The 25,051-nt window shown below is 73.9% G+C and carries 27 protein-coding genes; 12 read left to right on the top strand and 15 right to left on the bottom strand.

Annotated features, from left to right (window positions below):
- The first annotated feature begins 6 nt into the window (after positions 1-6).
- Positions 7-2,235, top strand: coding sequence for a LuxR C-terminal-related transcriptional regulator (locus tag ACI79D_RS17060; RefSeq protein WP_456919636.1), 2,229 nt, complete (start codon positions 7-9; stop codon positions 2,233-2,235).
- 211 nt (positions 2,236-2,446) lie between these two features.
- Here the strand turns inward: ACI79D_RS17060 and ACI79D_RS17055 are convergent, their stop codons facing one another.
- On the bottom strand, positions 2,447-3,079 hold the full coding sequence (locus tag ACI79D_RS17055) for an RNA polymerase sigma factor (RefSeq protein ID WP_456919635.1): 633 nt from the start codon (positions 3,077-3,079) through the stop codon (positions 2,447-2,449).
- Positions 3,080-3,295: 216 nt separating this feature from the next.
- On the opposite strand from ACI79D_RS17055, the gene ACI79D_RS17050 reads away from it, so the two are divergent.
- On the top strand, positions 3,296-3,517 hold the full coding sequence (locus tag ACI79D_RS17050) for a hypothetical protein (RefSeq protein ID WP_456919634.1): 222 nt from the start codon (positions 3,296-3,298) through the stop codon (positions 3,515-3,517).
- Here the strand turns inward: ACI79D_RS17050 and ACI79D_RS17045 are convergent.
- Genes ACI79D_RS17045 through ACI79D_RS17020 form a run of 6 tightly spaced genes read right to left on the bottom strand, consistent with a single transcriptional unit; the run spans position 3,514 to position 8,098 of the window.
- Positions 3,514-4,119, bottom strand: coding sequence for a DUF421 domain-containing protein (locus tag ACI79D_RS17045; RefSeq protein ID WP_456919633.1), 606 nt, complete (start codon positions 4,117-4,119; stop codon positions 3,514-3,516). The two genes, ACI79D_RS17050 and ACI79D_RS17045, sit on opposite strands and share 4 nt — an antisense overlap.
- A 21-nt stretch (positions 4,120-4,140) precedes the next feature.
- Complete coding sequence (locus ACI79D_RS17040) at positions 4,141-4,290, bottom strand: hypothetical protein (protein WP_456919632.1); 150 nt, start codon at positions 4,288-4,290, stop codon at positions 4,141-4,143.
- Between the two features lie 24 nt (positions 4,291-4,314).
- Positions 4,315-5,517: an SMP-30/gluconolactonase/LRE family protein gene (locus ACI79D_RS17035; RefSeq protein WP_456919631.1), complete on the bottom strand. Its 1,203-nt coding sequence runs from the start codon at positions 5,515-5,517 to the stop codon at positions 4,315-4,317.
- Between the two features lie 45 nt (positions 5,518-5,562).
- Positions 5,563-5,931, bottom strand: a complete 369-nt coding sequence (locus ACI79D_RS17030; protein WP_456919630.1) for a hypothetical protein — start codon at positions 5,929-5,931, stop codon at positions 5,563-5,565.
- 2 nt (positions 5,932-5,933) lie between these two features.
- Positions 5,934-7,136: a bifunctional GlcG/HbpS family heme-binding protein/cupin domain-containing protein gene (locus ACI79D_RS17025; RefSeq protein ID WP_456919665.1), complete on the bottom strand. Its 1,203-nt coding sequence runs from the start codon at positions 7,134-7,136 to the stop codon at positions 5,934-5,936.
- A 5-nt stretch (positions 7,137-7,141) separates the two neighbouring features.
- On the bottom strand, positions 7,142-8,098 hold the full coding sequence (locus ACI79D_RS17020; protein ID WP_456919629.1) for an SMP-30/gluconolactonase/LRE family protein: 957 nt from the start codon (positions 8,096-8,098) through the stop codon (positions 7,142-7,144).
- 699 nt (positions 8,099-8,797) lie between these two features.
- Here ACI79D_RS17020 and ACI79D_RS17015 point away from each other — a divergent pair.
- The 4 genes from ACI79D_RS17015 to ACI79D_RS17000 all read left to right on the top strand — a co-directional run bounded on the left by ACI79D_RS17015 (position 8,798) and on the right by ACI79D_RS17000 (position 12,647).
- The gene (locus ACI79D_RS17015; RefSeq protein ID WP_456919628.1) at positions 8,798-8,977 is read left to right on the top strand and encodes a hypothetical protein; all 180 of its coding nucleotides are present in this window, start codon (positions 8,798-8,800) and stop codon (positions 8,975-8,977) included.
- A 160-nt stretch (positions 8,978-9,137) separates the two neighbouring features.
- Positions 9,138-9,665, top strand: a complete 528-nt coding sequence (locus tag ACI79D_RS17010) for a DM13 domain-containing protein (RefSeq protein ID WP_456919627.1) — start codon at positions 9,138-9,140, stop codon at positions 9,663-9,665.
- Between the two features lie 45 nt (positions 9,666-9,710).
- The gene (locus ACI79D_RS17005; protein WP_456919626.1) at positions 9,711-10,508 is read left to right on the top strand and encodes a DUF427 domain-containing protein; all 798 of its coding nucleotides are present in this window, start codon (positions 9,711-9,713) and stop codon (positions 10,506-10,508) included.
- Positions 10,509-11,564: 1,056 nt separating this feature from the next.
- Complete coding sequence (locus ACI79D_RS17000; RefSeq protein ID WP_456919625.1) at positions 11,565-12,647, top strand: AraC-like ligand-binding domain-containing protein; 1,083 nt, start codon at positions 11,565-11,567, stop codon at positions 12,645-12,647.
- Here ACI79D_RS17000 and ACI79D_RS16995 read toward each other — a convergent pair.
- Together ACI79D_RS16995 and ACI79D_RS16990 are read right to left on the bottom strand one after the other, a co-directional pair.
- Positions 12,535-13,533 (bottom strand): helix-turn-helix domain-containing protein, encoded by a 999-nt coding sequence (locus ACI79D_RS16995; protein ID WP_456919624.1) that lies wholly within the window; start codon positions 13,531-13,533, stop codon positions 12,535-12,537. The two genes, ACI79D_RS17000 and ACI79D_RS16995, sit on opposite strands and share 113 nt — an antisense overlap.
- Before the next feature lie 38 nt (positions 13,534-13,571).
- On the bottom strand, positions 13,572-14,561 hold the full coding sequence (locus ACI79D_RS16990) for an AraC family transcriptional regulator (RefSeq protein ID WP_456919623.1): 990 nt from the start codon (positions 14,559-14,561) through the stop codon (positions 13,572-13,574).
- 259 nt (positions 14,562-14,820) lie between these two features.
- On the opposite strand from ACI79D_RS16990, the gene ACI79D_RS16985 reads away from it, so the two are divergent.
- The gene (locus tag ACI79D_RS16985) at positions 14,821-15,096 is read left to right on the top strand and encodes a hypothetical protein (protein WP_456919622.1); all 276 of its coding nucleotides are present in this window, start codon (positions 14,821-14,823) and stop codon (positions 15,094-15,096) included.
- A gap of 463 nt (positions 15,097-15,559) precedes the next feature.
- Here ACI79D_RS16985 and ACI79D_RS16980 read toward each other — a convergent pair whose 3' ends face one another.
- Positions 15,560-17,080 carry an amidase gene (locus ACI79D_RS16980; protein ID WP_456919621.1) on the bottom strand — a complete coding sequence of 507 codons (1,521 nt, stop codon included), beginning with the start codon at positions 17,078-17,080 and terminating at the stop codon, positions 15,560-15,562.
- Positions 17,081-17,407: 327 nt separating this feature from the next.
- On the opposite strand from ACI79D_RS16980, the gene ACI79D_RS16975 reads away from it, so the two are divergent.
- A complete protein-coding gene (locus tag ACI79D_RS16975) occupies positions 17,408-17,920 on the top strand; it encodes a DinB family protein (RefSeq protein WP_456919620.1) in 513 nt (170 codons plus the stop codon).
- A gap of 51 nt (positions 17,921-17,971) precedes the next feature.
- Here ACI79D_RS16975 and ACI79D_RS16970 read toward each other — a convergent pair whose 3' ends face one another.
- Both ACI79D_RS16970 and ACI79D_RS16965 read right to left on the bottom strand, forming a co-directional pair.
- On the bottom strand, positions 17,972-18,715 hold the full coding sequence (locus tag ACI79D_RS16970; protein ID WP_456919619.1) for a VOC family protein: 744 nt from the start codon (positions 18,713-18,715) through the stop codon (positions 17,972-17,974).
- A gap of 88 nt (positions 18,716-18,803) precedes the next feature.
- Positions 18,804-20,021, bottom strand: a complete 1,218-nt coding sequence (locus ACI79D_RS16965; protein WP_456919618.1) for a PucR family transcriptional regulator — start codon at positions 20,019-20,021, stop codon at positions 18,804-18,806.
- Between the two features lie 164 nt (positions 20,022-20,185).
- Here ACI79D_RS16965 and ACI79D_RS16960 point away from each other — a divergent pair, with 164 nt between their 5' ends.
- Together ACI79D_RS16960 and ACI79D_RS16955 are read left to right on the top strand one after the other, a co-directional pair.
- Entirely contained in the window at positions 20,186-20,539 is a 354-nt protein-coding gene (locus ACI79D_RS16960) for a DUF3040 domain-containing protein (RefSeq protein ID WP_456919617.1), read from the top strand.
- A 90-nt stretch (positions 20,540-20,629) separates the two neighbouring features.
- Positions 20,630-21,508: a DUF6544 family protein gene (locus tag ACI79D_RS16955; RefSeq protein ID WP_456919616.1), complete on the top strand. Its 879-nt coding sequence runs from the start codon at positions 20,630-20,632 to the stop codon at positions 21,506-21,508.
- A gap of 62 nt (positions 21,509-21,570) precedes the next feature.
- Here ACI79D_RS16955 and ACI79D_RS16950 read toward each other — a convergent pair whose 3' ends face one another.
- Positions 21,571-22,020 carry an STAS domain-containing protein gene (locus ACI79D_RS16950; protein ID WP_456919615.1) on the bottom strand — a complete coding sequence of 150 codons (450 nt, stop codon included), beginning with the start codon at positions 22,018-22,020 and terminating at the stop codon, positions 21,571-21,573.
- Positions 22,021-22,172: 152 nt separating this feature from the next.
- A complete protein-coding gene (locus ACI79D_RS16945; RefSeq protein ID WP_456919614.1) occupies positions 22,173-22,502 on the bottom strand; it encodes a TraR/DksA family transcriptional regulator in 330 nt (109 codons plus the stop codon).
- Positions 22,503-23,263: 761 nt separating this feature from the next.
- Here ACI79D_RS16945 and ACI79D_RS16940 point away from each other — a divergent pair.
- A complete protein-coding gene (locus tag ACI79D_RS16940) occupies positions 23,264-23,614 on the top strand; it encodes a hypothetical protein (RefSeq protein ID WP_456919613.1) in 351 nt (116 codons plus the stop codon).
- A gap of 7 nt (positions 23,615-23,621) precedes the next feature.
- On the top strand, positions 23,622-24,020 hold the full coding sequence (locus tag ACI79D_RS16935) for a hypothetical protein (protein ID WP_456919612.1): 399 nt from the start codon (positions 23,622-23,624) through the stop codon (positions 24,018-24,020).
- Between the two features lie 156 nt (positions 24,021-24,176).
- Here ACI79D_RS16935 and ACI79D_RS16930 read toward each other — a convergent pair whose 3' ends face one another.
- Entirely contained in the window at positions 24,177-24,959 is a 783-nt protein-coding gene (locus ACI79D_RS16930; protein ID WP_456919611.1) for an SDR family NAD(P)-dependent oxidoreductase, read from the bottom strand.
- Between the last annotated feature and the right edge of the window lie 92 nt (positions 24,960-25,051).

Genomic DNA, 25,051 nt, shown 5'->3' with positions numbered 1-25,051 from the left:
GAGCCGGTGCTGGCGCCCTCTGGGCGCGAGGACGCCTCCGTGGAGCCCGTCATCACCACCAAGCTGTTCGTCCCGTCGCTCGGGACGCGGCCGATCGAGCGACCGCGCCTGCACGAGCGGCTCTCGCGAGCCGTGGACGCCCGGCTGACCCTCGTGGTCGCCCCGGCCGGCTGGGGGAAGAGCACGCTGGTCGCGCAGTGGCTGCGCGGGGTCGGCGTGCGGAGCGGCTGGCTGTCACTGGATGCCGCGGACGGCGACGTGACCCGCTTCTGGCGGTATCTCCTCCTGGCCGTGCAGCAGGCCGACGCCTCCGTCGGGTCCGCGGCTCTGCGACGCCTGGACGCGGCCGGCTCCGACGTCGAGCGCGACGTCCTGCCCGTGCTCGTCAACGGACTGGCCTCCACCGCCGACCTCGTGCTGGTCCTGGACGACTACCACGTCGTCGGCAGCCGGCCGGTGCACCGGTCGGTCGCCGCCCTGCTCGACCACGCACCGGGCGCGCTGCACCTGATCGTCATCTCGAGGACCGATCCACCGCTGTCGCTGAGCCGGCTGCGCGTGGCCGGGAACCTGGTGGAGATCCGGGCCGAGCAGCTGCGGTTCACCGCCGAGGAGGCGGCGCGCATGCTCGACCGCGCAGCGGTGCCCGACCTCTCCGCCGACGACGTGCAGCGGCTGGTTGCGCGGACGGAGGGCTGGGCGGCCGGGCTGCAGCTGGCGGCCCTGCGACTCATGGATCGCCCGGACCGGCAGGCCCGCGGGGCCTTCATCGACCGGTTCACCGGCGCCGACCGGCACGTCGTCGACTACCTCGGCGAGGAGGTGCTGGGCTCGCTGCCGCCAGGGCTGCGGGCGTTCCTGCTCCAGACCTCGGTGCTGCCGCGACTGTGCGCGCCGCTGGCCGATGCCGTGACCGGGCGCCACGACGCCGCCCGGCTGCTGGACGAGATCCAGCGGGCGAACCTGTTCCTCAGCGCGCTCGACGACGAGGGCCGGTGGTTCCGCTACCACCAGCTGTTCCGCGACCTGCTGCGGTACGAGCTGGAACTGTCCCGGCTCGCGGATCCGGTGGTGCTGCACCGGCGGGCGGCCGAGTGGTTCCGGGACCACGGGAGGCCCGGCGAGGCGATCGGGCACGCCATCGCGTCGTCGGATCTCGGACTCGCGGGGGCGCTGATCGCCGAGGCGTGGCGGGTGGAGTTCAACCTCGGCCATCTGCAGACCGTCCAGGGCTGGCTGGACGCGCTGCCCCCCGCGCAGCTCGCCGCCGACCCCCGACTCACGGTCGCCCGGGTCTGGCTGCACATGGACCGCGGACGGCTCGACGAAGCCGGTGCGGCGTTGGCGGCCGCCGGGTCCCTCGCCGCCGACGACGTGCACGTCGGGGTGCTCCGGGCGCTGCACGCGTTCAAGGCCGGAGACCTGCCCCGGGCCGTGGGGCGGCTCGCCGACCTGCGGGGCCGGCCCGCCGACCCCTTCCTCGTCACCGTGCAGCACCTGGTGAGCGGGAACTGCGCGCTCTGGCTGGGCGAGCTGAAGCAGGCCGACCAGCGGCTCCGGCGCGCGGCGGCCCTGGCCGAGGAAACCGACAACCGGCTGGCCCAGACTTACGCCCTCGGGGCACAGGCGTTGGTCGCAGTGCTCACCCGAGACCTGCGGTCGGCGGAGGCGGTGCTCGGCCGGGCGGACGCCGTAGCCGCGGACGCCGCCGTCGGCTCCCACTTCGTCGGGATGTTCCCCGCCCTGGCCGCGGCGCGGCTGGCCGTGCTGCGTGGCCGGTGGGACGACGCCACCGTCGCCGCCGGTGCGGCCGCGGAGCTGGCCGGTCGCGGCGCCGGGCGCGTGGAGCGAGCCGCCGCCTTCATCACCGCGGCGGAGGCGGCGCGTCACACCGGCCCGGACGGCGGAGGAGATGCCGAGCGCTGGCTGAACGCGGCCGCCGCGGCGCTCCGCGACTGTGCCGACCCGGGGCCGACCGTCCGGGACTGGTTCGGCCGTGAGCAACGCGCCCGGCGGGTCCGTCCGTCCGCCGCGGCGCTGACCGAGCCGCTCACCGAGCGCGAGCTGGCCATTCTCGCGCTGCTCCCGACGACGATGTCGCAACGGGAGATGGCCGGGTCGTTGTTCGTCAGCCCGAACACCATGAAGACGCACCTGCGGTCGATCTACCGCAAGCTGGGCGCCGAGTCGCGGGACGACGCGGTCCTGCGCGCCCGGTCACTGGACCTGCTCTGACGACAGCTGGGAGGCCGGGCACCGGCCGGCGTCCCCCGGCGTCCCCCGGCGAGGCCGGCTCGGGCGAACAGAACAGCGCTCGCCCGGCCGACCCCGGACGCCGCCCCGGTGACCAGCACGGTGTCACCGGTCAGGTCGTCCATGGGGCTCCCCGGCACGTCAGCGAGGTCTCGTGGGTGAGGCCTCCGCGTTCCTCAGGATGGACCAGCCGTCAGCCGTCGTAGTAGTCCTCGAGCGCGGCTCGCAGTGCGGCCCGGCCGCGGTGCAGCAGGACGCGCTGATTACCGGCGGACAGGCGCAGCGCCGCGCAGGTCTCCTCGGCGGACATGCCCTGCACGTCGCGAAGCTCGACCACGAGGCGCTGCCGCTCGGGTAGTCCGGCCAGTGCCCGTTCCAGCTGCGTGCCGACCTCCTGGTTGAGCAGCCCGCTCTCGGGCTGGTCCCAGGGCCGCGGCGCACCGGTCGAGGTCCAGTGCCCGGGGTAGGCGTCGTCCGGCCCGCGGAACCGGGCCGGGTCGACCGTGGGTCCGGACGGCGGAGAGCCGGTCAGATCGGCGGAGGGGAGGACGCGCGCGTCGCGCACCCACCGGCTCTTCGCCCGGTTGATCAGGATGGAGAACGTCCAGCTCCGGACCGAGGAACGTCCCTCGAACCGCGCGATCCCGCTGATGACCCCGAGCCATGCCTCCTGGACGACGTCCTCCGCGGCGTGCCGGTCGTGGACGTAGCGCCGGGCGACGGAGAGCATCACGGGAGACCAGCCGTCCACGATCGCGGCGAACGCGGCGGCGTCCCCGGCGCGCAGCCGGTCGAGCAGCTCCGCGTCCGAAGGTGTGGCATCCACGCCGGACACGGTCTCCCTCTCGACGGTGTCCTGGTCGGCGGTGTCCGGATCGACCGGCGCCGGGCGGCTGAGCGAAGGCATCGTCCCTCCCCGGGCTGTCTGGCAGTGAGCCTCGTCCGGCAGGGGAGGGCATGCCTCCCCCCGAAGGCGATCTCACCCGGGTGAGATGAGGGCGCGGTGGATGCCTCCGGGCTCCCCACGGCGCACCCTGGCGGCATGCCCGAACGGTTCTACCGGATCACGGTCGATGGGGTCCTCAGCGACCGCCTCGCCGCCGCGTTCGAGCCGTTGGGCCTCGACGGCGTCGACCGAGGGCGAACCGCACTCTCCGGGGTCTGCGTCGACTCCGCCGCCCTGTTCGGGATCCTCGACCGCATCCGCGATCTCGGCCTGGAACTGCTCGGCGTGGAGTCCTCCGACGTCCTGCCCAGCCCCTAGCCCGGCCTCCGGGAGCCGACCCCGTGCTCGTTCCCGTGGGCGCCCGAGGTGACGCCCTCGACGGCCTGGTGCAGGGCGTCGAGCCGCCGGTGGAGTGCGTCGACGTCTGCGCGGGTCGCGGACATCCGGGTCGGCTTCAGCCAGACGACGATGCTGCCGCCGGGACTCAGGGCGGCCTCGGCGACGTCACCGGCACCGTCGGCTCCCTGCGCACGCAAGGCGGCCTCGACGTCGGCGCGCCGCAGCCCTTCCCTCCGGAGGAACCTGTCCAGGAACCTGCCGTCCCTGATCAACGGGACGTCGGTGCCCTCGAACAATCGCACCGCCCGTTCGGATCGGGAGATGACCCGGACGACCACCGCGTTGGTCGCGATGAGGACGGCGGCGGCCAGCAGCCCTCCGGTCACGCTGTCGTCCGGCCCGATGAGCGCCTCCTGGACCACGTTGGAGAGCAGCAGCACGACGACGAGGTCGAACGAGTTCAGCTGTGCGAGGTTCCGCTTCCCCGCGACCCGCAGGAGGAGGGCGAGCGCGGCGTAGACGGCGATCGTGCGGACGACCTTCTCGCCCGCCGGGACGTCGAGGGTCCAGATCTCCGACATGGCAGGCGCGGACGGCTCAGGTCATGCCGCGGCCTGGGCCCGGCCCCGGGCCGCGCGCGCCTGGTCGGTGGTGGGGTCGAAGTCGGCCGTGGTCTGCCGGAACAGGTCCTGCAGATCTCGCCAGAGCTGGTCGGCGGACGGGCGCCCCCAGTACTCGGAGTCGCCCAGCATCGCCCCCGACGTCGAGCCCGGTGCTCATCGGTCCTCCACCGCGCCGGGACGGACGCCGGCAACGCTGGTGCGGATGCGGTAGACGCTGGTCAGCGCCGTGATGTAGAGGGCGCGGCCGTCCGGGTCGCCCCAGGCGAGGTTGTGCGGGCTCTCGGGCAGGTGCAGCGTGCCCAGGTGCCGGCCGTCGGGGGTGAGGATCCAGATGCCGGACGGCCCGCAGACGTACAGGGTGCCGTTCCGGTCGACCTTGAGCCCGTCGACCGCGTCCTCGCCCTCGGCGCCGGTCATGTCGAAGAAGACCCGCCCGCCGGACAGCGAGCCGTCCGCCGCCACGTCGTACCGCATCACCACCTTGGCGGCGGGATCCCAGTTGCCGACGTAGAGGTGCCGCTCGTCGGGGGACAGGGCGATCCCGTTGGGCCCCGTCAGCTCCTCTGCGACGAGGTGTACCTCGCCGTCGCGGACCGCGAAGACGCCGCTGAACGGCAACTCCCTCTTCGGGTCGTCGTAGCCGCCGGGCAGCCCGAACGGGGGATCGGTGAAGAACAGCGTGCCGTCCGAGCGGTACACGAGGTCGTTCGGGCTGTTCAACTGCCTGCCCTGGTACCGGTCGGCCAGGACGGTGACGTCCCCGTGCGGTTCCACGCGCAGCACCCGCCGGTTGCCGTGCTGGCAGATCGTCAGGCGCCCCTGCGGGTCGAAGGTCAGACCATTCGAGCCGGGCTGGGCGAAGCGGCCGATGTCGACGCCCGCGTATCCGCTGTGCGAGCGGAACACCGTCACCCGGCCCCGGGGGCTCAACCGGTAGATGTGGTTGGTGCTGGGCGAGCTGAACAGCAGCGCCCCGTCCGCCGTCCACACGGGGCCCTCGGTGAACTCGAAGCCGCCGGCCACCCGCTCGAGTTCGGCACCGGGTTCCAGGACCGCGTCGAGGGCGGCGGCCGCCCGCGTGAGGCCGTAGGGCGCCGGCTCCGTGCGCCGTGCCTGCTCCGGGCGGTAGAAGTCCAGCGTCGCCCCGCGCAGCCAGATGTAGTTGCGGGGGGACGCCGAGATGGGGCCGTTGGCGCCGAAGACGGCGATCCGGAACGTCTGCCCCGGTCGAGCGTCATCGGTGAGCAGCACCCGGTTGGGCGCGTTGAACCCTGCCACCACCTGACCTCCGGCGTCCCCGAGGGCCACGGGGAGCCGGCCGTCGACCCACACCTCGGCGTAGTCGTCGACGACCACCTCGAAGACGACCGTGCAGCCGGTGGGATCGAGATCCCCGATCCGCTAGGGCACGGTCACGCTCAGCCGGTACCAGTTGAAGCAGACCCTCCCGCCGGCCAGGCGCAGCTGGGTGTCGGCGGGGGACAGCACGCGCCAGTGGGAGTCGTCGAAGTCGGCCGGTCCGGCGTGCGGCAGCACGTCGAAGGTCCGATTGGGGATGGTGCCCGGGCCGAGGGGGTCGGTCTCCGAGCCGACCTCGACGAAGTCGATCTCCACGACCCGGGCGTCGCTGTACCGCCAGGTCGTCCCGGTCGACGCGGCGCCCTCGTCGGTCTGCAGATCGATCACGGCGGCCGGGGCGCCGGGGAGGAGCTGCGTCGGCCGGGGGAGGTCGGCGGTCGCGCTGTGCCTGATCGGCGCGGGAGCCGCCATGGCTAGGCCACCACCTTCGTCACGAAGTACAGGAACGGGTCCGAGACGTCGACGAACTGGTGCGGCACACCGTTCGGCACCACGAGGACGTCGCCCTCGCCGAGTTCGTGAGTGGTCCCACCGTCGATGGACTCGGCGCGCAGCTCGCCCGGCCCCACCTCTCGAGCGGAGCGCATCGTGCCGCCGGTGACCACCGTGGCCCTGCCCCGGACCACCCGCATGACGTCGACGACGGCGGCGTGGTACTCGACTGCTCCCGGTGCGGTGCGCCGCCCGGCGTCGACCTTGTAGCGGTCGGCGTCGAGGAGCAGGCCACCCTGCCGGAACTTCTCGTCGAGGTCGCCCGCGGGGATGTGGACGGCGTCCTGACCACTGGCACCGGAGGCGGCCCGCCGGCCGGCGTCCCGTCCGATCTCGGCCAGCTCCTGGTCCTCGTCGGCCGAGGAAGCACCGCTGACGCCGACCGCGCCGACGACGTGGCCGTCCACCTCGATGGGCATGCCCCCCTGCAGGGGCACCGCGCCGGCCAGGTGCAGGGCCGACGGTCGTCCGCCGGCGGCCTGCCGCTCGAAGTCCCGGCTGGGCCGCCGGTAGATCGCCGCGGTGCGCGCCTTGTCAGTGGCCACGCCGACGCTGGCCACCTGCGCCGCGTCCGGGCGCCAGAGGTACACCAGGTCGCCGCCGGCGTCGACCGCCGCCGCGACCGGGGCCACGCCACGGGATGTGGCCGCGTCGGCGACGGCCTGGACGGCCACCTGGGCGGCCGTGACGCTCAGCGCCGGGACCTCGCGCGTGCTGATCGGCGCGGCCGCGCCGGCCGCGGAGACCGACTCGTCCTCGTCGGGAGTCTCGCCGCTGGCCCCGATCGCGCCGACCACCTGGCCGTCGACGGTCAGCGGCACGCCCCCCGTGAGTGCCCGCGCGCCGGAGAGGGCCAGCGCGCCCAGCCGCCCGTCCGTCACCTGCTGCTCGATCTCCCGGCTCGGGCGGACGAAGATCGCGGCGGTCCGGGCCTTGTCGATGGCCACCTGGTCGCTGGCGACCTGGGTGCCCTCGGTACGCCGCAGGGCGAGCAACCGTCCCGATGCGTCGACGATCGCGATGACGACCCGGTAGCCGTGTTCCGTCGCGTGCTTCTCCGCGGCCGTGAGCACGGCGTCCACGCCGACCCCGTCCAGGACCTTCCGCGTGCGCACCACGGTCATGGCGGTCACGCTCCTCTCGTGTTCAGGACGGCCACCCACACGGCCGTGTCCGCAGTGATGAAGAGCCGGTCGCGAGCGCGACCGCCGAAGGTGAGGTTCACCGCGCCGCCGGGGACGGCGATGCGGCCGAGCAGCGTTCCATCGGGGGAGAGGACGCGGACGCCGTCGGCACAGCAGACGTAGACCCGGCCGTCCTCATCGACGGCGAGCCCGTCGGGAACACCTGCGGGCGCGACGTCGAGGACGCGGCGGGAACCCAGGGCGTTCCCGCCGACGACGTCGTAGGCGTAGACGTGGTGCGGTCGGTCCGGGTGGTAGCTGCCCGGGCCCTGGACCGCGCCGCTGTCGGCGACGTAGAGAACCGTCTCGTCGGGGGAGAAGACCAGCCCGTTCGGCTTGTCGAGGTCGTCGGCGACCATCTGCAGCCGACCGGTCATCGGATCGAACCGGTACAGCGCATCGGGCAGACCGGGACGCGGCCGGAAGTGCTGCAGATGGCCGTACGACGGGTCGGTGAACCAGATCGTCCCGTCCCGGCGCACGACGACGTCGTTGGGGGAGTTCAAGGGACACCCGTCGTAGTCCTCGACGACGGCCGCGGTGGCCCCGGTGCGGGGGTCGAGGGCGGACAGCCGCGCCGGGGAGTCGAAGCCGCCCTGCTCGCAGACCAGCAGGCGAGAGGCCCACGTGGTCATGCCGTTCGGCATGACGGCCATCCCCGGCACTGCGGTTCCCCGCTCGGCTCCGGGATCCGCTTCGTCGGGGTCCAGCGCGAGCCGCTTGATCACCGCCGCGGGCGGCCGGCCGCTCGGCACCGTTGTCACGTACAGGGCGCCGTCCAGGTACGTCGGGCCTTCGTGCGCGTCGCACCGGGCCAGGACCGACAGCGACGGCCGGGAGCCCACGACGGCGGCAAGACCTGCGTCGGCGGGGAGGAAGGCGTCCGCCAACAGGTCGGTCACCGCTCACCGGACCGGTCGTGCGCTCGATCCACCGCTCGCGCCGCGCCGGTCCTGCTGCCGCGAGAACCCATGTCAGTTCCTCCTGTCGCCGTCCCGGCCACTCCGCGGGAGCTCGTGCACTCGTTGTCCGGGATCGCCCTCGGGCGTTTCACCGGCGGCCGCCCGCGGCCACCGTCACGAGGGCGCCCGCCGACGCCAGCGTTCGGTCGACGTCGTCCCGCGTGATCGGCGCATCCGCCCCTGCCCGTCCCGCCGGCGCACCGCCGGTTGGATCGGAAGAAGGGTCCGGAACCCGCTCCATCACCCACCGGGCACTGTCAACCGGGCTCGCGACTCGAGGATCGTCCCGTGGGACAGGGCCATCGCCCCGACGTCCTCCGGACATCGCTGGCCCGGCGACTCGGGTCCCCGGCGGCGCCCTGGGCCCGGAGCGTTCTGACGGCGTGGTCAGCGGTTGGAGCCGGGCGTTGCCGTGGGCCGGCACGAGCGGAGAGTTCGGCGGCCCGGGCGTGTAACCACCAGGCTGCTGCTCCGACCCAGGGAGTGGACAGGCACCCGCTCCGGCGGGCCGCCGACCCCCGAGGCAGCCTCGCCACGGGCGAACGTCGAGGACGGTCAGGAGTGGTGGGTCATGTCGAGCAGCACGAGGAACGGGGCCGGGCTCGTCGAGCTGGCTCGCCGCGAGCAGGGCGCCGTCGAGTGGCGCTGTTCTGGGACCAGCGCACCAGCGACGCGGTGGTCGTCGTCTGGAACTGGAGCTCCGGGGTGTGCCTCCAACTGCAGGCCGATCCCGATCAGGCCGGCTACGCCTTCGCCCACCCCTACGCCTTCGCCGCGGCGTCCGGCGTCCCCTCGGGCGACATCCTGCAGGCCGCCTGACCCCCCTCGACGCCCGGCGCGGCGCCTGCCTCATCGAGCGCTGCCCCTCGTGACGACGACCACCCAGCGGAGGACACCGGTCATGACCCGTGCCGATGAAGTTCCCGGTCGCATGGACGAGCACGCCGCCCGGTCGGGCAGACCCCAGGAGCGCCTCCCGGTGTGGCGCAGGAGATGGGGGTGGCTGACGGCAGGCGCGCTCACCGTCCTCGCTGCCGCCACCTTCGTGTGGTTCCAGCCCCAGAAGCTGCTGTACGACCAGCGGGTCGACGAGGTGCTGCCCAGCGTGGCCGCCACGCAGTCGGCGGGTCCTGGATCGACCGACTCGACCACCGCGGCGCGGCCCCTGGAACTGGCCTCGGGCCGCTTCACCTCTCGCGAGCACGAGACCGAGGGCACCGCTCGCCTGCTCCGCCTGCCCGACGGCCGGGTGACAGTCCGGTTCGAGGGGTTCGCCACCTCGAACGGCCCGGTGCTCGTCGTCTGGTTGACCAAGAACCCGGCGCTCGGCCCGGCCGAGGCCTTCGACGACGACCACGTCAGCCTGGGCCCGCTGAAGGGGAACATCGGTGACCAGAACTACGCCGTCCCCGCCGACGTCGACAGCACCGCCTACACGAGCGTCGTCGTCTGGTGCGATCGCTTCGACGTCCCCTTCGGTGCAGCCGACCTCGACCCGTCGACGTGACGCGGCCCGCCGGGCCGCCGGGCGAGCAGACCTCCTGGAGAAGTCATGGCCGATCTGTCAGGAACCCCAGCTCGCGACTACCCCGTCATGGCGGCCGAGGCCGGCCGCATCGAGCCGGCACCGCGGCGGGTGAGGGCCACCCTGGGTGGCCGCACCGTCCTCGACTCGATCCGTGCGCGCTATGTCTGGGAGTTCCCCTACTACCCCCAGTACTACATCCCGCTCGATGACGTCGACGATGCGGTCCTGGTCGACGAGGGCCGCGAGCTGCGCCTCCAGCACGGAACCGCTCGCCGGTACGGTCTACGGGCGGGGAGCGAGGAACGTCCCGCGAGCGTGCGTGTCTTCGGCGCCGACGCGGTCGACGAGATCGCCGGCACCGCCCGCTTCGACTGGAGCGCCCTCGACGCCTGGTACGAGGAGGACGAGCAGATCTTCGTCCATCCCCGCAATCCGTACGTGCGGGTGGACGCGCTGCCCTCGCACCGCCACGTCCGTGTGCACCTGGACGGTCACCTGCTCGCCGACACCAGGAGCCCCGTGCTGGTCTTCGAGACCGGGTTGCTCACCCGCTACTACATCCACCGCACCGATGTGGCCCTCGAGCGCCTCGTCCGCACCAACACGCGGACAGCGTGCCCGTACAAGGGAGTCACCTCCGACTACTGGTCGCTGCGGGTCGAGGGCGAGACGCCGAAGGCCTACGAGGACATCGCCTGGTCCTACTCCTTCCCCACCCGGCAGCTCCTGCCGATCGCCGGCCTCGTCGCCTTCTACAACGAGAAGGCCGACATCGAGGTCGACGGCGTGACCCTGCCCCGAGCGCACACACGCTTCGTCTGACCCGGGCAGCTCCGCGCGCTGCACCGGCTGCGTGTGGGGGAGGCAGCCTCGACCCCCGATCTGGCTGCACCATCCTGGACGCCTGGCTCGGCGCCCAGCGGATGCCGCCTGCCACAGACGCCGAGCCGGAACGCAGTATCCGGACGCCGCGGCGGCACTGCAGACCTCCCGAACGTGGACGTGTCGCGCGAGACCTGCTGCCCCGCAGCGGTGTGGGTAAGCGACGCACTGCCTCGGCCTGCAGAGAATTCTTCGACCACCATTCTGACCACCATCGGCGGCCGTTCAGGACCGTTCGCCGGCGGCCGTCGTCGTTCCACATGCCGGCTGACCTTCGCGGATGAACATCGGCGGACGGCCGCGAACGTGCGGCCGACGGCTGGGGGTCAGGGGGTCGCAGGTTCAGATCCTGTCAGCCCGACAGAGCGCATCAGGAGCCGTGTCCGGAGAGATCCGGAACGGCCCCTGACCGCTCTCCGGGGGTGGCCATCATCCGCCGCCCCTGAGTCCCCCGCGCCTGGCCGCTGCGAGCGTCGGGGCGAGGCCGCGGTGGCTCTCTGTGACGGGTTCTCGCGTTACGGCGAGCGGCGGCCGCTCGGTGTGGTGGCCGATGGCCTACCGGTCGAAGTCGTCGCCGAGCGTGTCCATGGCTCCGGCGGGCGACGTCGGGAGAGACATGGCCGTGGGTGTCGCCGGTGATCGGGATCGACATCGGCGGGAGAGTGCAAGGCTGCTCTCGGCGCTGCCGGCCGGGCTGCGCCGATGGGCGGGTGACCAGCGGCTCGTGGCAGCATGTGGGGCTCCCGGTGGTCGGTGGTCGCGGCCCGCCCGCTCGGCGACCGACCAGGGGAGGCGCTCGGGCGGGCCGCCCTCTTGGACCCGCTCGAACTTCGTTCTCGGTGGCCCCGGGTTCCACCAGACGCCCGCTCACGGTCACACACCGTCGCTGTGACGGCCAAGCGGCTCCGCGCCACGGCTTCGTCCGGGAGGCCCCGGCTGCGTAATGTGTCTGTCGGGTCAGAGCCACCCTCCGCCTTCCGCACAGTGGGAGGCAGCGTGCTGGCACCGGAGGCACAGCCTGCTCTCGTCCAGCGGTCATCGTTCTCGTCTGATGACGAGGCAGAGGTCACCGGCTTCATCCGGCAGGTGTACGCCGACAACACATCGCGGTTCGCGCCGATCAGGAACGGCGCGCGCTTCTCGGCGCTGACCCACGACACGCCCGTGATCGGTGCGGACCGGGTGCGCACCTCCATCGACTACGCCGGTAGCTCCAGCGAGGGCTTCCACGACTACGTGTTCTTCGTCGTGCACGCCGGCAGCGTCGCGGTGAGCAGTCGCGATGCCGACACGGTCGCGTCCGGCGGGGACGTCGCGTTCTATCCGCTCGGGGTCCCGATCGAGTTCGCCATGCACGAGTTCGATGTCACCACGATGCGGCTGCCGGCCGACCGGATCGAACGGGTGGCCGAGGAAACGGCAGGTGTGCCCGCGGCAGAACTGCAGTTCCACGACATCACGCCGATCTCGGCGTCGATGCACCGGTACTGGCGGGCAGTGCTCGGTCTGGTCAGCGGGGCCCTGATGGACCCGGTGTCACCGCTGAGCTCGCCGCTGCTCGCCGAGGAGATGGCCCGCACCGTGGCCACCGCCGCGTTGCACACCTTCCCGAACACGACGATGACGCGTTCTCACGTGCCGGGCCCGGGCACCACGACACCTGCGACGGTCCGGCGCGCGGTGGCCTACATCGACGCCCACGCCCACCTGCCGCTCCGGCTGAGCGAGATCGCGGCGGCGGCGGGCACCAGCGCCCGCGCCCTGCAGTACGGATTCCAGCGGCACTGCCCCTGTGGGTTCAGTTCCGCAGGGTCTGGCCCGGGGACGTCCCCGGCGGGGAGGGGCCGGCCGCCAGCCCCTGGGGGAGCGTCCGATCAGAACGTGGGTGGCGAGACCCCAGCGACCCGAGCAGCGTGCTGCGAAGCGTTGACGGCGACCTCCGCGAGCCCCTGGCAAGTCGGCCGCGTCAGCCGCCGCCCTCACGCAGGGTCTGGGAGGGATGGGTGCCGTAGGCGACGAGGTAGTCGGCGGCGAACCGGCTGGGCCGGGCGAAGCCCCACCGCGCTGCGATGCCGGTGACGGTGGCGCCACTGGTCCGGTCGGCGGCCAGGAGGTCGCGGTGAGCTCGGGCCAAGCGGACCCGGCGGACGTAGCGCATCGGGGACATCTGGTGGTGGCGCGCGAAGGCGTACTGCAGCGCACGCGGGGTGACGTGGCAGGCGGCGGCGATCTCGGTCAGGCCGAAGTCGGCGTGCGCGTGGGCGTGGATGTACTCCTCGGCCCGGCGCACCGTGGCCGGCGTCGCGGGGTGGTCGGTCGGCGCGGCAGTGGCCACCCGGTTGTTGGGGAAGACCGCGAGGGCCGAGGTGGCCAGCAGTCGGGTGACACTGCCGGTGACGAGCGGGCTGGCGGCGATCTCGTCGTCGTCGAGCACGCCGCGCGCGAACGCCGCCACGCGCTTCCAGTGCTCACGGGCCGCTGGGGACGACGGGGCCATCGACGGGAAGCGCAGCGGTGCAAGGACGTCGCCGGGCAGGGCGCCCGCCGCCTGGGCCAGGGCCGCGGCGGGAACCGTCGTGACGAGCACCCGCACTCCGCTGCACCTGTTGGCGTAGTCGCCGCCCGGCCAGGCGCCCAGCGAGATGTCGCCGGCCTCGTAGCGCCCGATCTCCTTGCCGCGCTCGGCTTGCACGGTCCCCTCGACGAACTCCGACACCGACAGGTCGTCGGTGCCGGCCAGGTGCATGTTCAGCTCCTGCGGCAGGGTGAAGTCGACACTGCTGAGGCCGCCGGCGCTGACCTGCGTGATGGCCAGCGGCGAGGCGCGGAGGAACGCCGCCCTGTCCGCCTGCGCGCCGTACATCTGGGCGATGAACGCCTCCGCCTCGTCCGGGTCGGTCGTGGCGAAGTGCGACCGTTGCGGCCGTGCGCCGTCGGTGGGCGTGCGCGAGGATCTGGTGTCCATCGCGAACCCTCTCTCCGGGTGGAAGCCTGATGGTGCGCTCAGGAGCGCAAGGTGTCACGGGGCAGCACGCCGAACACCCCGCGGTAGGCGGCGGTGAACCGGTCGGCCTTGGCGAAGCCCCAGCGGGCGGCGATCGCGCCGACGGTGGCACCCCGGGCCGGATCAGCAGCCTGCAGCTCCCGGTGCGCGTGCTCCAGCCGCACCCGGCGGGCGTAGCCCAGCGGGGTCGTGCCGTGGTGACGGCGGAACGCGTACTGCAACGCGCGGGCACCGGTCCCGGCCGCCGTCGCGATCTCGGACAAGGTCACCGGCCGGTCGGCATGGGCGTCGACGTAGGCCACCGCCCGGCGCAGCGCGGCCGGCGCCACCTGTCCCGGCCCGGCGAGGTGATGGCGGGTCATGCTGGTGTTCGGGAAGACGTGCAGCGCGGCCACCGAGATGGTGCGGACCATCTCCTCGGCCACCAGTGGCCAGTTCATCGGCGAGTCCTCGGCGAGCAGTGCCCCGCTGGCCAGCGTCATGACCGATCGCCAGTAGGTGGCCATCGCCGGGGACACCGCCGTCATGGCGTCGAAGCGCAGCGCGCCGACGGGGACGCCGGCCACTTCGTCAGCGACCTGGTCCAGCCGCCCGGTCGGGAGTTGCAGCAGCCGCACGTGCAGGTCGACCACCTCGGCCTCGAGCGGCGCGTCGTGCGGGAAGATGACCGCCTCCCCGGGCGACACGAGGAGCTCCTCCCCGCCGTGGTGGAGCCTCATCCGGCCGCGGCGCAGGATGCTGACCAAGTAGGAGCCCCACGGGCCGGTCGGGACCAGCGAGTAGTCGATGCCGCTGCGGACGTCCGAGGCCACCAGGCCCGGCACGCCGGCGGTCACCGCGTCGACCGAGCCGTCGCGGTCGCGGACCGACCCGAACCGCGTTCGGTGGTCGACGTAGGTCTGCCGGTAGAACTCGGTGACCTCCTCCGCGTCGCGCGAGGAGAACGACGATCGCTGCACCGCGGCGGGCTGAGCGATGTCGATGACCACGCTGATCGGCCTCCGGAGGTCGGGCACGGCCCGGGGGCGACTGCTTCGCCGACACCCAGGCTACGCACGCCGCAGCCTGGAAAACGAAGCTCGGAGGCGACGAGGGCTCGCCGTGCCACGTCCGGGGAGTGGAGACGGCGAGCACGTCGCCGCGTCGATGCCCGCCGCCGCAGCGTTGCTTCGTTTCCGGGCCCGTGTCCGGTGGCATCGTTCGTTCGTGGCGCTAGGCACCCGTTCCCGTGCCGCGCACGCTCGTGTCGTGGCCGTAGCAGGGGAGCGGTCGCCGCTGGCCGATCGGCGGGCAGCAGCCATGCGCACGTCCGTGGAGGCCATCCGGCAGGCCGCCGCCACCGCCCAGCTGGTGGCACTGACCTTCGAGGAGATCGCCTGCGCGGCGGACGCCGCCGCGCTCGTCCACGCCTCGGAGCGGCTCCACGACCGGGCACTGCGGGCGCGCCGACGCGCGGCCGAGGAACGGGACGAGGCGCTGCGGATGTGGACGCGCGCGGCCGGGTGTGAGTCTGCCCCGAACTGACCGGGCCTCCGCGGGTGGTCCCAGCGGGGCCGCCCTCTCCGTGGCCGCGCCCGACCTCCGGTACTCCGCGCGCGTCTCGGCCACCCTCGTCCGACGAGCGCCGGTGTTCCCGGCGCCGGCGTTCCGCTTCGATCGGCGACGAGCGGCGAGGGATCCTCGCCGCCGTCGCACCGATGCTGGCCCGCATCGTCGACAGAGGCCGCCTGCGCCCGCTGCACGCCGGGCGCGAGTCGTCCGCGCTCGCGGCCGTCGTCACGGCGGACGGCGAGGCGCGGCACGCCTGTGTCAGGCGGTTCCCGACCTCGTGCAGACGGCGGCGAGGCTGCTCGACACCGGCGCCGTGGGGCGTGCTGGACACGTCCGGCACGACGGGGGCTGGTGGCGAGTCGTGCTGACGCGCAGTGCCGACGTCTCGCTATCCCCACCCGACGAGGACGGTTGCCCGGCCCGTCGGTGCCGTGGGTCAGGCGCCGCCGGCCAGCCGCTCGTGGGCGAGCCCGATCTCGAGGAGCCGCGCTTCGCTCCACGGGGCCCCGACGAACTGCAGACCCACGGGGAGGCCGTCGTCACCGACGCCGCCGGGCACCGAGAGCGCCGGGAGCCCCGCGACCGAGATGCAGAACGTGTAGCGGATGAACGTCTCGAACGTGTCGACGATGCGGCCGTTGTGCTGCATCTCGACGTGCTCGGCGATCGGGACCGCGGTAGCCGGCGTCGTGGCGGTGAGGAGCACGTCGACGCCGTCGAGGGCTCGGGCGAAGCCCCGTCGGATCGCTGGCACCGTCCGCGACATCGCCTCGGCGTAGGTGAACGCGGGGACGGGTTGCGCCGCGGGTCCGACCTGGCCCCCGAGTGCGGCACGCACGTCGGCGCCGAAGGACTCCAGGTGCGCCGCGAGGCCGCCGTCCACGCCGGCCTCGCGCAGCGCCTCCTCGGTGAGGACCACGTCCTCGGGGATCACGGTCAGGAACCCGGTGTGGGTGGCCTGCTCGACGTCCTCGACCGAGACCGGCACGAGGATCGCGCCGGCGCTCTCCAGGAGCTTGTAGTTGTCGGCCAGCACCCGGTCCACGTCAGGGGTGTTGTCCGCGGCGAAGTAGCCGTCGGGGATGCCGATCCGGACCCCCTTCAGGCTGACGCCCGCCTCGTCGATCGCCTCCGGGAGCAGCGCGCCGGAGGGGTCGTCGGTTGCGAACGGGTCGAGCGGGTCCGGTCCTGATGCGACCACGCGCAGCAGTGCTGCCGCGTCGGCCACCGTACGGGTGAGCGGTCCGAGGACGTCGTAGCTCCAGGACAGCCCGAGCATGCGCCCGCGACTCGCGCGGCCCAGCGTCGGCTTGAGACCCACCACACCGCACAGAGCCGCGGGGATGCGCACCGAGCCGCCGGTGTCGGTACCGATCGCCGCCGAGCACAGTCGCGCGGACACGGCGGCGCCCGAGCCGCCACTCGACCCGCCGGGGATCCGCAGCGGGTCGTAGGGGTTGCGCACCGGCCCGAAGTGCGGGTTGTTGCTGGTGATCCCGAAGCCGCACTCGTGCAGGTTCGTCTTGCCGAGCACGAGCGCGCCCGCGCGCTTGAGCAGCCGCACCGCGGTGGCGTCCTCGGTCGGGACGAAGTCCTTCAGGACACTGGTGCCGCCGGTGGTGCGCGTGCCCGCCGTGAACAGGGCGTCCTTGATGCCGAGCGGGATGCCGTGCAGCGGGCCCACGATCTCGCCGGAGGCCTGCCGCTCGTCCATCCGGACGGCTTCGGCCAGCACCTCGTCGCCCCGCGAGAGGAGGAAGGCGTTGAGGGTCTCGGGCTCGTCGAGGGCCTCGATGCGCTCCAGGTACATCTGTGTGAGCTCCCGGCTGCTCAGCTCGCCCTCACGGATGGCCCGCGCCTGCTCCGTCAGCGGCGCAGTCACCTCGGCCGCGTACGGGCCCGACTCGGCCACCGCCGGCGGCGGAACGACCGGCCGGACTGCAGCTGTCTCGGTCATGGGTGGCTCCCTTCGCCGTCGCGCCGCACCTCGGCGTCGACACGTGCGACAGGAGTGTCGAGCGCACGTGGCGCGGACGACATCAGTAGGAGTGCGCATTTCGTGAACGGGCCGGCCTGAGCCGGCTCGTCGTCGGATCGAGGGCGGTGTCAGGCCAGCCCGGCGACGGCAGCCTCGTACCCGGCCGCCACCGACGGGGGCAGCTCACGACCCGGCAGGACCGTTCCTCCGCGACGAGGTCGCCCGCGGGTGCCGACCCGTCCCATCCGGCGCGCCCTGCCCCTAGCGTCCTCACCGGCCCACCGGAGCACGACGGAAGGGGATCCCATGACCGGTACGACCACCCTTACTCGCGAGCGGACCGACCTGATCGAGTCGCTGCGGCGCCACCGGGCCTTCCTGCGGTACACCGTGCGCGACCTGACCGACGAGCAGGCGGTGCGACGGCCGACCGCCAGCTCGCTCAACCTGGCCGGGCTGATCAAGCACGTGGCGGCCACGGAGGCCGAGTGGGTGCGGTTCGCCGAGGGCGGGGCCGAGGCGATGCACCGCAACTGGGGCCCCGACGCGTTGACCCGGCACTGGCACCTCGCGCCGGGGGAGACGTTGGCGGGCGTGCTGTCCGACTACGAGGCGGTGGCCCGGCACACCGACGAGCTCGTCGCCACCCTCCCGGACCTCGACGCCGAGCACGCGCTGCCGGAGGCGCCCTGGTTCGAGCCGGGCGCCCGCTGGTCGGCCCGGCGGGTCTTCCTGCACGTCATCGCCGAGACCGCCCAGCACGCCGGCCACGCCGACATCCTGCGGGAGTCGATCGACGGCCAGAAGACGATGGGCTGACACCGGCGGCCGCCGTCTCCACGGGACGTACGGCCGGTGCGGCGAGTTCGGTCAGCCGGCGCCCCGGTCGGGGTGGTTGGCGGTCACGCAGAACGGCAGGCCGACCGGGTCGCGCAGCGCGACGAACCCGTCGCCGTGCCACAGCAGCTCGGCGCCGAGTGCGCGCACGCGGTCCACCTCGGCGTCGACGTCGTCGGTGCCCAGGTCCACGTGCGCCCGCGCGTGCTCCCCGCCGTCGTCGTCCCCGAGGCGCTGGACCAGGAGCGCCAGCGGGCTTCGCGAGCGGTGCACCAGCCGGGAGAACTCGGGGGAGTCCACCGGCTCGTCGGCCCACCCGGTCGCCGCCCGCAAGAACTCCAGCTCGGCGTCGTACCGGTCGGCCGGGACGTCGACGCACAGCTGCACCGGCCGGCTCCGGTGCCCGTCCGGCCACGTCACCGCGCCCGGGCGCTCGTGCGGCCAGGCCTGCTCGCAGACGCAGAACGGCAGGCCGGCCGGCGAGGTCATGACCCGCCACCCGTCGCCGACCGGGCCGGGCCGGGCGCCCAGCTCCGCGAGCCGGGGGACGTCGTCGGCGAGCGAGCCCTGCAGGTCCAGGTGCACCCGCGGCGGCCCGCCGATCTCCTGCACGTGCAGGTAGGGCGCCCCGGACGGCGGGACGAGCGAGACGAACTCCGGGTGGCCGGGCCAGGGCTCGCCGGGTGGCCAGCCGGTCACCTCCGACCAGAACGCCCGGGCGGTGTCGACGCGGTCGGCCGGCGCGTCGACGAAGGCGTGCACCCACGGAACCGGCATCCGCCCAGGCTGGCACGACCACGCCGGCCCCGCCCCGTGGCGGGCTCCACCGACGGTCGCACCGGGCGCCCGCCCGGCGTCCGAGCGGTCAGGGGTCGGCCGGCAGCGGCACGGCGGGCCACTCGAGCAGGCGAGCGCCCAGCACCGCCGCCTGCAGGGCGAACCGCTGGTCGGGCCGGGACACGCTGTACCCGGTCAGCTGCGCGACCCGGGCGAGGCGATAGGTCACCGTGCGGACCGAGACGTGCAGCCGTCGGGCCGCCTCGGTGGCCACGTCACCGGCGTCGAAGTACCCCTGCAGGGTCTCGAGCAGCACCTGCGCACCCCCGCGGACGTGCTCCAGGGGGCCGAGCACGTCCCGGACCAGGTCCACGATCGCCGCCTGGTCGCGACCGAGCACCCGGTGCACCAGCACGTCCCGGGCGTGCACCACGTCGTCGTCGGAGCTCAGCCGGTCGGCGAGGGCCAGTGCCTCCCGCGCCTCCTCGTAGCTGCGCGGCACGCCCCACACCCCGGGGAACGCCCGACCGGCGGCCACCCGCCAGCGGCCGGTGACCCGCAGCCGCCGCAGGTCCTGCTGCAGCAGCTCGCCGAGGTCGGCGCCGCGCGCGGCAGCTCCCGCATGGGCGGCGCTGGGGACGAGGACGACGACGCGCCCGTCCTTCGTCGCGACCAGGACCTCCCGGTCACCGAACCGGTCGACGACCGCCCGCTCCAGAGCGGTGGCCGCGCGGTCGACTCCGCCGTCGGGGTCGCGGGGCGCGACCAGGGCGACGTGGTGGGGCTTGCCGAGGTCGATGCCGAACAACTGGGCGCGCTCCACCATCCGCGACACGTCGGCGTCCCCGCGGAGCAGGTCGTCGACGAACTCCGCCCGCAGCGCCTCCTCGCGGCGGATCATCTCCCGGCGTTCGGCCTGGTGGCCGTCGACGAGCACGCCGACCGCGTCGTCGAGGACCCGCAGCACCGCCTCGGCGGCCGCGCGGACCTTCTCCGGGTCGGACGAGCGCACGACGACGGGCAGCTGCCGCCACAGCCGCCAGGCCGCCGACAGGTACAGGTCCACCGCGCGGCGGGCGCCGACGCCCTGCGCCGCCGCGCGCCGCCCCAGCTCGTGGACCGCGTGCAGCTCCCACTCGTCGGGACGGCGCCCGGTGATCGCGGCGTCGGCCAGCAGCGGCAGGTACTCACCCAGCAGGTCGGCCGGGGCCTGGGCGGCGGCAGCTGCCGAGGCCCCGACAGAGGCCAGCCACTCCTCCGACGACGCCGCGGCCCCGCCGGGGCGCCCTCCGGTGCTGCGGGACACGTCCGCTCCTCTCCCGGCCGCGGCTCGCCGGCGAACCGATCCGCAGCCTCCGTGCTCATTGCCGACGACCGGCAAGGACAGCGTGCCCCATCGTGCCGCGGCACGCCGTAGCCGGGGCTCCTCCGCGGCTGACATGCTCGAGGTCGGCAAGGAGGAGGTCGGTCGTGCTCAGCGATCACGAGCAGCGGGTGTGGGAGGACGTCGTGCGGTCCTGGGCCGAGGACGCCCAGGAACCCGCCCGATCCGCACCGCCCTCGCGCCACCGGGCGTCCCGGGACCCGGCCGATCCACCCACCCTCGTGGTCGCCGGCGTCTGGGCTGCGATCCTGCTGATCGTCCTCGGGGTGCCGGACGCCGGACTGGCGGTCGGTGTGGCCACCGCTGCCGGATGGGCCGTGTGGCGCCACTGGCCCCGGCTGGGCGAGATGGGCTCGGCCACGGCGTGGTCGGGATGGGGGGCAGCGCACCGCGGCCCGTCCGCGGCGCGCCGCCCCGGAGGTGGGGCAGGGGAGCGGTGAGCCGCTCCGGACGGCGGAACGTGGGAACCGCGGCGGACCCGCCGATCCCGCGCCGCCCTCCGCCGGACCGCCCACGTCGCCGGGGTCCGCGTGGGCTCCCTCCCTCGACTGGCGGACGCTCGTCGCGCTGACCACCCTGGCGACGGCGGCCCGCCGCGGCCGCCGGGGACCGATCGCCGGAGGGTGGGCCGGGTGACTCCGCGGGCGTCGAGCGCATGGGCCGTGCCGCGGTCGCTGCGTGCCGAGTGGGCACGGCTCGCCGCCGTCCCGGGCCCACCGGGACGGTCCGTCCCGGATCTCGTGGCCGGGCTGCCGGAGCCGGCGCGGCGCAGGCTGACCCACGCTCTCGCCCCAGGGACGCCGCTGTGGCGGTCGGTGCAGCTGCGGATGCGCGGAGAGATCAGGATCGGGACGTGGCGGTCGTTCACCGCCCGCCAGGTGCTGGCTCCACCGCACGGGTTCATCTGGGCGGCCACGGCCCGCGTCGCCGGGCTGCCGGTCACCGGCTTCGATCGGTACGGCTCCGGCACCGGCGAGATGCGCTGGCGGTTGCTCGGCCTGGTCCCGGTGATGACCGGTGCGGGCCCGGACGTCACTCGCAGTGCCGCCGGCCGGCTCGCCGGCGAGGGCGTGTGCTGGCTGCCGACCGCCTTCGGTGCAGCCCGCTGGTCGGACGGTCCCGAGCCGGACACCGCGGTGGCCACCTGGCGGATCGGTGGTGCCGACGAGTCCGTCACCCTGCGGGTGGACCCGGCCGGTGCCCTGCGGGAGCTCTGGCTGCACCGCTGGGGCAACCCGGACGGGGAGCCGTTCGGACGCCACCCGTTCGGCGTCGCCGTCGAGGCCGAACGCTCCTTCGGCGGCGTGACCGTCCCGTCGGCGCTGCGCGCAGGCTGGTGGTGGGGCACCGACCGGCAGGATGCCGGCGAGTTCTTCCGCGCCGAGATCACCGACGCCTCGTTCGGTTGACCGCGCGCCGGAGCAACGCCGGTACGCGCGCGGCGAGCGCGGTCCCCAGGTCGTCGCTCAGGTCACCGGCACACCTGCCGAGGACGCCGCGCCGAGGGCCGGTGCGAGCTCGTCCGCGGTCGCCGGGTCGTCCGCGGGCCGCGTGGCTGCGGGTCGACGGCGACGAGGTCGGCCAGGCCGGTCAGCTGGAGCGCGCGGAGGACGGCCGGCCGCCCGCCGGTCCGGATGACCAGTCGGGCGCCGCGCATCCGGCAGCGACGATCGGCCTGCGCCAGCACCTCGGCACCGGCTGCGCCGAGGAACGTCACCTGGCCCAGGAGGACGACCAGCTCGCGGACGCCACGCCGGCGTGCCTGCGACGTCAGGCAGAGGTCGAGCGCGGGGGCGGTGTAGCTGTCGACCTCACCGACGACCTCGACGACGACCCGGCCGGGGTGGGGGTCGGGAAGGGTCTGCACCGACAGGAGCTGATCGGGATCGGGGGCGGACCGGTGGACCGGGGTGTGCAGCACGGGGGCTCCAGACGTGGGGTGCGGGGTGGATCAGCGCAGCGGGTCGACGGGCGCCGGCTCCGCCGGGGCATCGGACGCGGCGGTGGGACCGGCGGTGCCCGGGAGGTGGACCCGCGGTTCGCGCAGGGCTGCGCGGCCGAGGCGCAGACGGTTCAGTGCGCCTGCTGGCAGGAGACGCAGGTGGCCGCGAACGGCCGGAACTCCAGTCGCTCGGCGGGGATGGTGTTCCCGCAGTCGACGCAGCGGCCGTAGGTCCCGGCGGCGATGCGCCGCAGCGCCGCGTCGATCTCCTCGATCGTGCGCGCCAGGCTCGCTGCGCGGTTGACCGCGACCGGGTCCGGCACCGACGTGGCCGTCTCGGCCAGGGCGAGTTCGCGCTGTCGGACGCAGTCGGCCCGCTGGGTCTCCAGCAGCACCTGGAACGGCGCCCAGTCGGCGGCCGGGGCGGTGGCCGTCGTCGCGGAGGGCAGAAGGGTGGTCATGAGGGGGCTCCTGGGATGACGAGAACGCGTCCCACCGGGGCGGGACGCGTGGGGACGAGGACCGACGACCCGGCGGGGTCAGGCACTCGCCGGAGGCGCCCGGTCCTGGCTGCGTCGCAGCACGTCCAGGCCGCGCAACCCACGAGCACGCAGGCTCATCTCCAGGGCCGACGACCCGCCGCCGGTCACCGGAGAGGGACGGCGCGAGGGGAACCCGGCGAGCACCGCTGGGCCGGAGACCGGTGGGAACCGCGTGTCCACCAGGGCCACCCCTCCTCTCGTCGTCTGTCAGCGCGGGCCCGGGAGAGCGCTCCGAGCACGCCGTCCCCGCCTGCGCACGGCCACGGGGCGGCCGATGGGCGGGATCCGGTGTTGCACGCCCTCCGCGGACCCGAGCCCACCATCGCCGCACGCCCGTGGCGGGAACAGGGCCGTCACCGGTCAACACAGCCCGAGCGGTGTTGCCGACCGTCGGCAACGACCACGGACGTCCACCGCGGGATGTCGGTTGTGCACCGCGTGGCGGTCCTGCGACCGTTCCGGCGATCGTCATCCATGGACAGGAGGTGAGACCCATGACGGCAACACCCGCAGTGGGTGCTCCCCTGCAGGCCGCGATCGCGCGACCGAGGTAGTCGCGACCGGGAGCGCCGCCAGGCACCCCGCGAGAGGCGACTCCCATGAACACGAACCCTCCTCCGACTTCGCCCGTCACCTCGACGACGGCCTCCGAGCGGCCGCGCGCCGCGGGGAAGCGCGCGTTGGTCCTCGGCGGCGGCGGATCCACAGGCAACGCGTGGCTGGTCGGCGTCGTCGCCGGACCGGTCGATGCCGGGGTGGACGTGACCGAGGCCGATCTGGTCATCGGGACGTCGGCCGGCTCGACCGCCGCGGCCCAGATCACCAGCGCGAGCCCGACCGACCTGTTCGCCGCCGTCCTGGCCACCGCGCCCCCACCACCGACGGGACCGGTCGGATCCGACGGTCGACGCCCCGCCGTGGGGCTCGCGACGAGGCACCTGGGGAGGCTGAACGCGATCATCGCCGCGGCCCAGTCAGCACTGGCCGGAGCAGCGGGTCCTCAACACGGCGGTCGACGCCCACACCGGTGATCCGGTCGTGTTCGACCGCCACAGCGGCGTCGACCTGGTGGACGCCGTCGCCGCCAGCTGTTCCAGCGGCTCCGCCCACCGCATCGGCGACAGCCGGTACATCGACGGCGGCTACCGGTCCAACGCCGAGAACGCCGATCTGGCAGCCGGGTACGCGCGGGCGCTGGTGCTGTCACCGTTCGGCGGCAGGTCGCTGACCCCGGTGCACTGGGGCACGCACCTCGCGACACAGGTCGATGAACTGCGCGCCCACGGCAGCAGGGTCGAGACGGTCTTCCCGGACAGCGACTCCGAGGACCTGTTCGGCGCCGACGCGATGGATCTCTCCCTGCGTCCGCGCGCCGCTCGCGCCGGTCACACCCAGGGCAGAGCCCTCGCCGGGCGGCTCAGCGAGTTCTGGCGCTGACGCCCACGGGAACCCTGTCAGCCCGACGGAGCGCCTCAGGGGCCGTTCCCGAGATCGGAACGGCCCCCGGCTGCACTCGCAGGCGGTCCATCCCAGGTCGGACGCGCGCGGGTGCCCCGTGGCGCGTCAGGAGGGCGACCGCCCGGTCGGCCGGGGTCACTTGAGGTTCGCGTACTCCTTGGCCACGGCGTCGTAGACGCCCAGGTCCACGAGTCCGCCGTCGACGGGGAAGTCGGAGCCGGTGATGAAGCGAGCTCCGTCGCCGGCGAGGAAGAGCACCAGGGGAGCGACGTCCTCGACCTCCGCTGGACGTCCCAGCGGGGTGAAGCGGGTCATGGCCTGGGGGAAGGCGGTGTCCCCGGGAACGAGCGCCGTGTTGACGATCCCGGGGTGGATGGCGTTCACCCGGACATTCCACGGCGCGAACTCCATGGCAGCGACCTTCGTGACCCCCCGCAGACCCCACTTGCTCGCGGAGTACGCCGCGGAGAAGTGCCCCGTCATGCCGGCTGCCGACCCCACGTTGATGATCGAGCCGCCGCCACTGTCCCGCATGAGCGGCGCCAGAGCCCGCATCGCCAGGAACGGGCCCGTGAGGTTGACGTCGAGCACGCGCTGGAAGTCGTCGCGCGTCGTCTCCATCAGTCCGAAACGGAACGCCACGCCGGCGTTGTTGACGAGGACGTCCAGGCGCCCGTGCCGCCGGCGCAGGTCGTCGGCGAGGTCACCCCAGCCCTGCTCGTCGGTGACGTCGAGGCGGACGAACTCGGCGCCACCCGATGTGGCGCCGCTGATGTCCTCGGCCAGCGTCCGGCCTTCGTCCTTCAGGTCCGTGATGACGACGTGAGCGCCGTGCTCGGCCAGGAGTCGCGCCTCTGCTGCGCCCTGGCCCTGCGCGGCCCCGGTGACGACGGCGACCCGCCCCTTCAACGTGTCCATGGATCCTCCTCGATGAGACGTGGTGAGCTGACCTCGACCGGAACCGTGCGGCCGGGTGAACGGGTTGCCTCGTCCAATGGCGCGTCGGAGGT

The organism is Geodermatophilus sp. SYSU D00708 (genome assembly GCF_054050115.1).
Note: the sequence above shows the minus strand (reverse complement) of the source record. Positions and strands in the feature narration are given on the sequence as shown.

Bases quoted from the DNA above. Each gene is read 5' to 3' on its own strand.
- ACI79D_RS17040 (WP_456919632.1), bottom strand. From the start codon at position 4,290: ATGCTGGGCGACTCCGAGTACTGGGGGCGCCCGTCCGCCGACCAGCTC.
- ACI79D_RS17050 (WP_456919634.1), top strand. From the start codon at position 3,296: ATGCCCGAACGGTTCTACCGGATCACGGTCGATGGGGTCCTCAGCGAC.
- ACI79D_RS17030 (WP_456919630.1), bottom strand. From the start codon at position 5,931: ATGGCGGCTCCCGCGCCGATCAGGCACAGCGCGACCGCCGACCTCCCC.
- ACI79D_RS16970 (WP_456919619.1), bottom strand. From the start codon at position 18,715: ATGCCGGTTCCGTGGGTGCACGCCTTCGTCGACGCGCCGGCCGACCGC.
- ACI79D_RS16995 (WP_456919624.1), bottom strand. From the start codon at position 13,533: ATGGACACCAGATCCTCGCGCACGCCCACCGACGGCGCACGGCCGCAA.
- ACI79D_RS17005 (WP_456919626.1), top strand. From the start codon at position 9,711: ATGGCCGATCTGTCAGGAACCCCAGCTCGCGACTACCCCGTCATGGCG.
- ACI79D_RS16930 (WP_456919611.1), bottom strand. From the start codon at position 24,959: ATGGACACGTTGAAGGGGCGGGTCGCCGTCGTCACCGGGGCCGCGCAG.
- ACI79D_RS16980 (WP_456919621.1), bottom strand. From the start codon at position 17,080: ATGACCGAGACAGCTGCAGTCCGGCCGGTCGTTCCGCCGCCGGCGGTG.
- ACI79D_RS16975 (WP_456919620.1), top strand. From the start codon at position 17,408: ATGACCGGTACGACCACCCTTACTCGCGAGCGGACCGACCTGATCGAG.
- ACI79D_RS17045 (WP_456919633.1), bottom strand. From the start codon at position 4,119: ATGTCGGAGATCTGGACCCTCGACGTCCCGGCGGGCGAGAAGGTCGTC.
- ACI79D_RS17025 (WP_456919665.1), bottom strand. From the start codon at position 7,136: ATGACCGTGGTGCGCACGCGGAAGGTCCTGGACGGGGTCGGCGTGGAC.
- ACI79D_RS16945 (WP_456919614.1), bottom strand. From the start codon at position 22,502: ATGACCACCCTTCTGCCCTCCGCGACGACGGCCACCGCCCCGGCCGCC.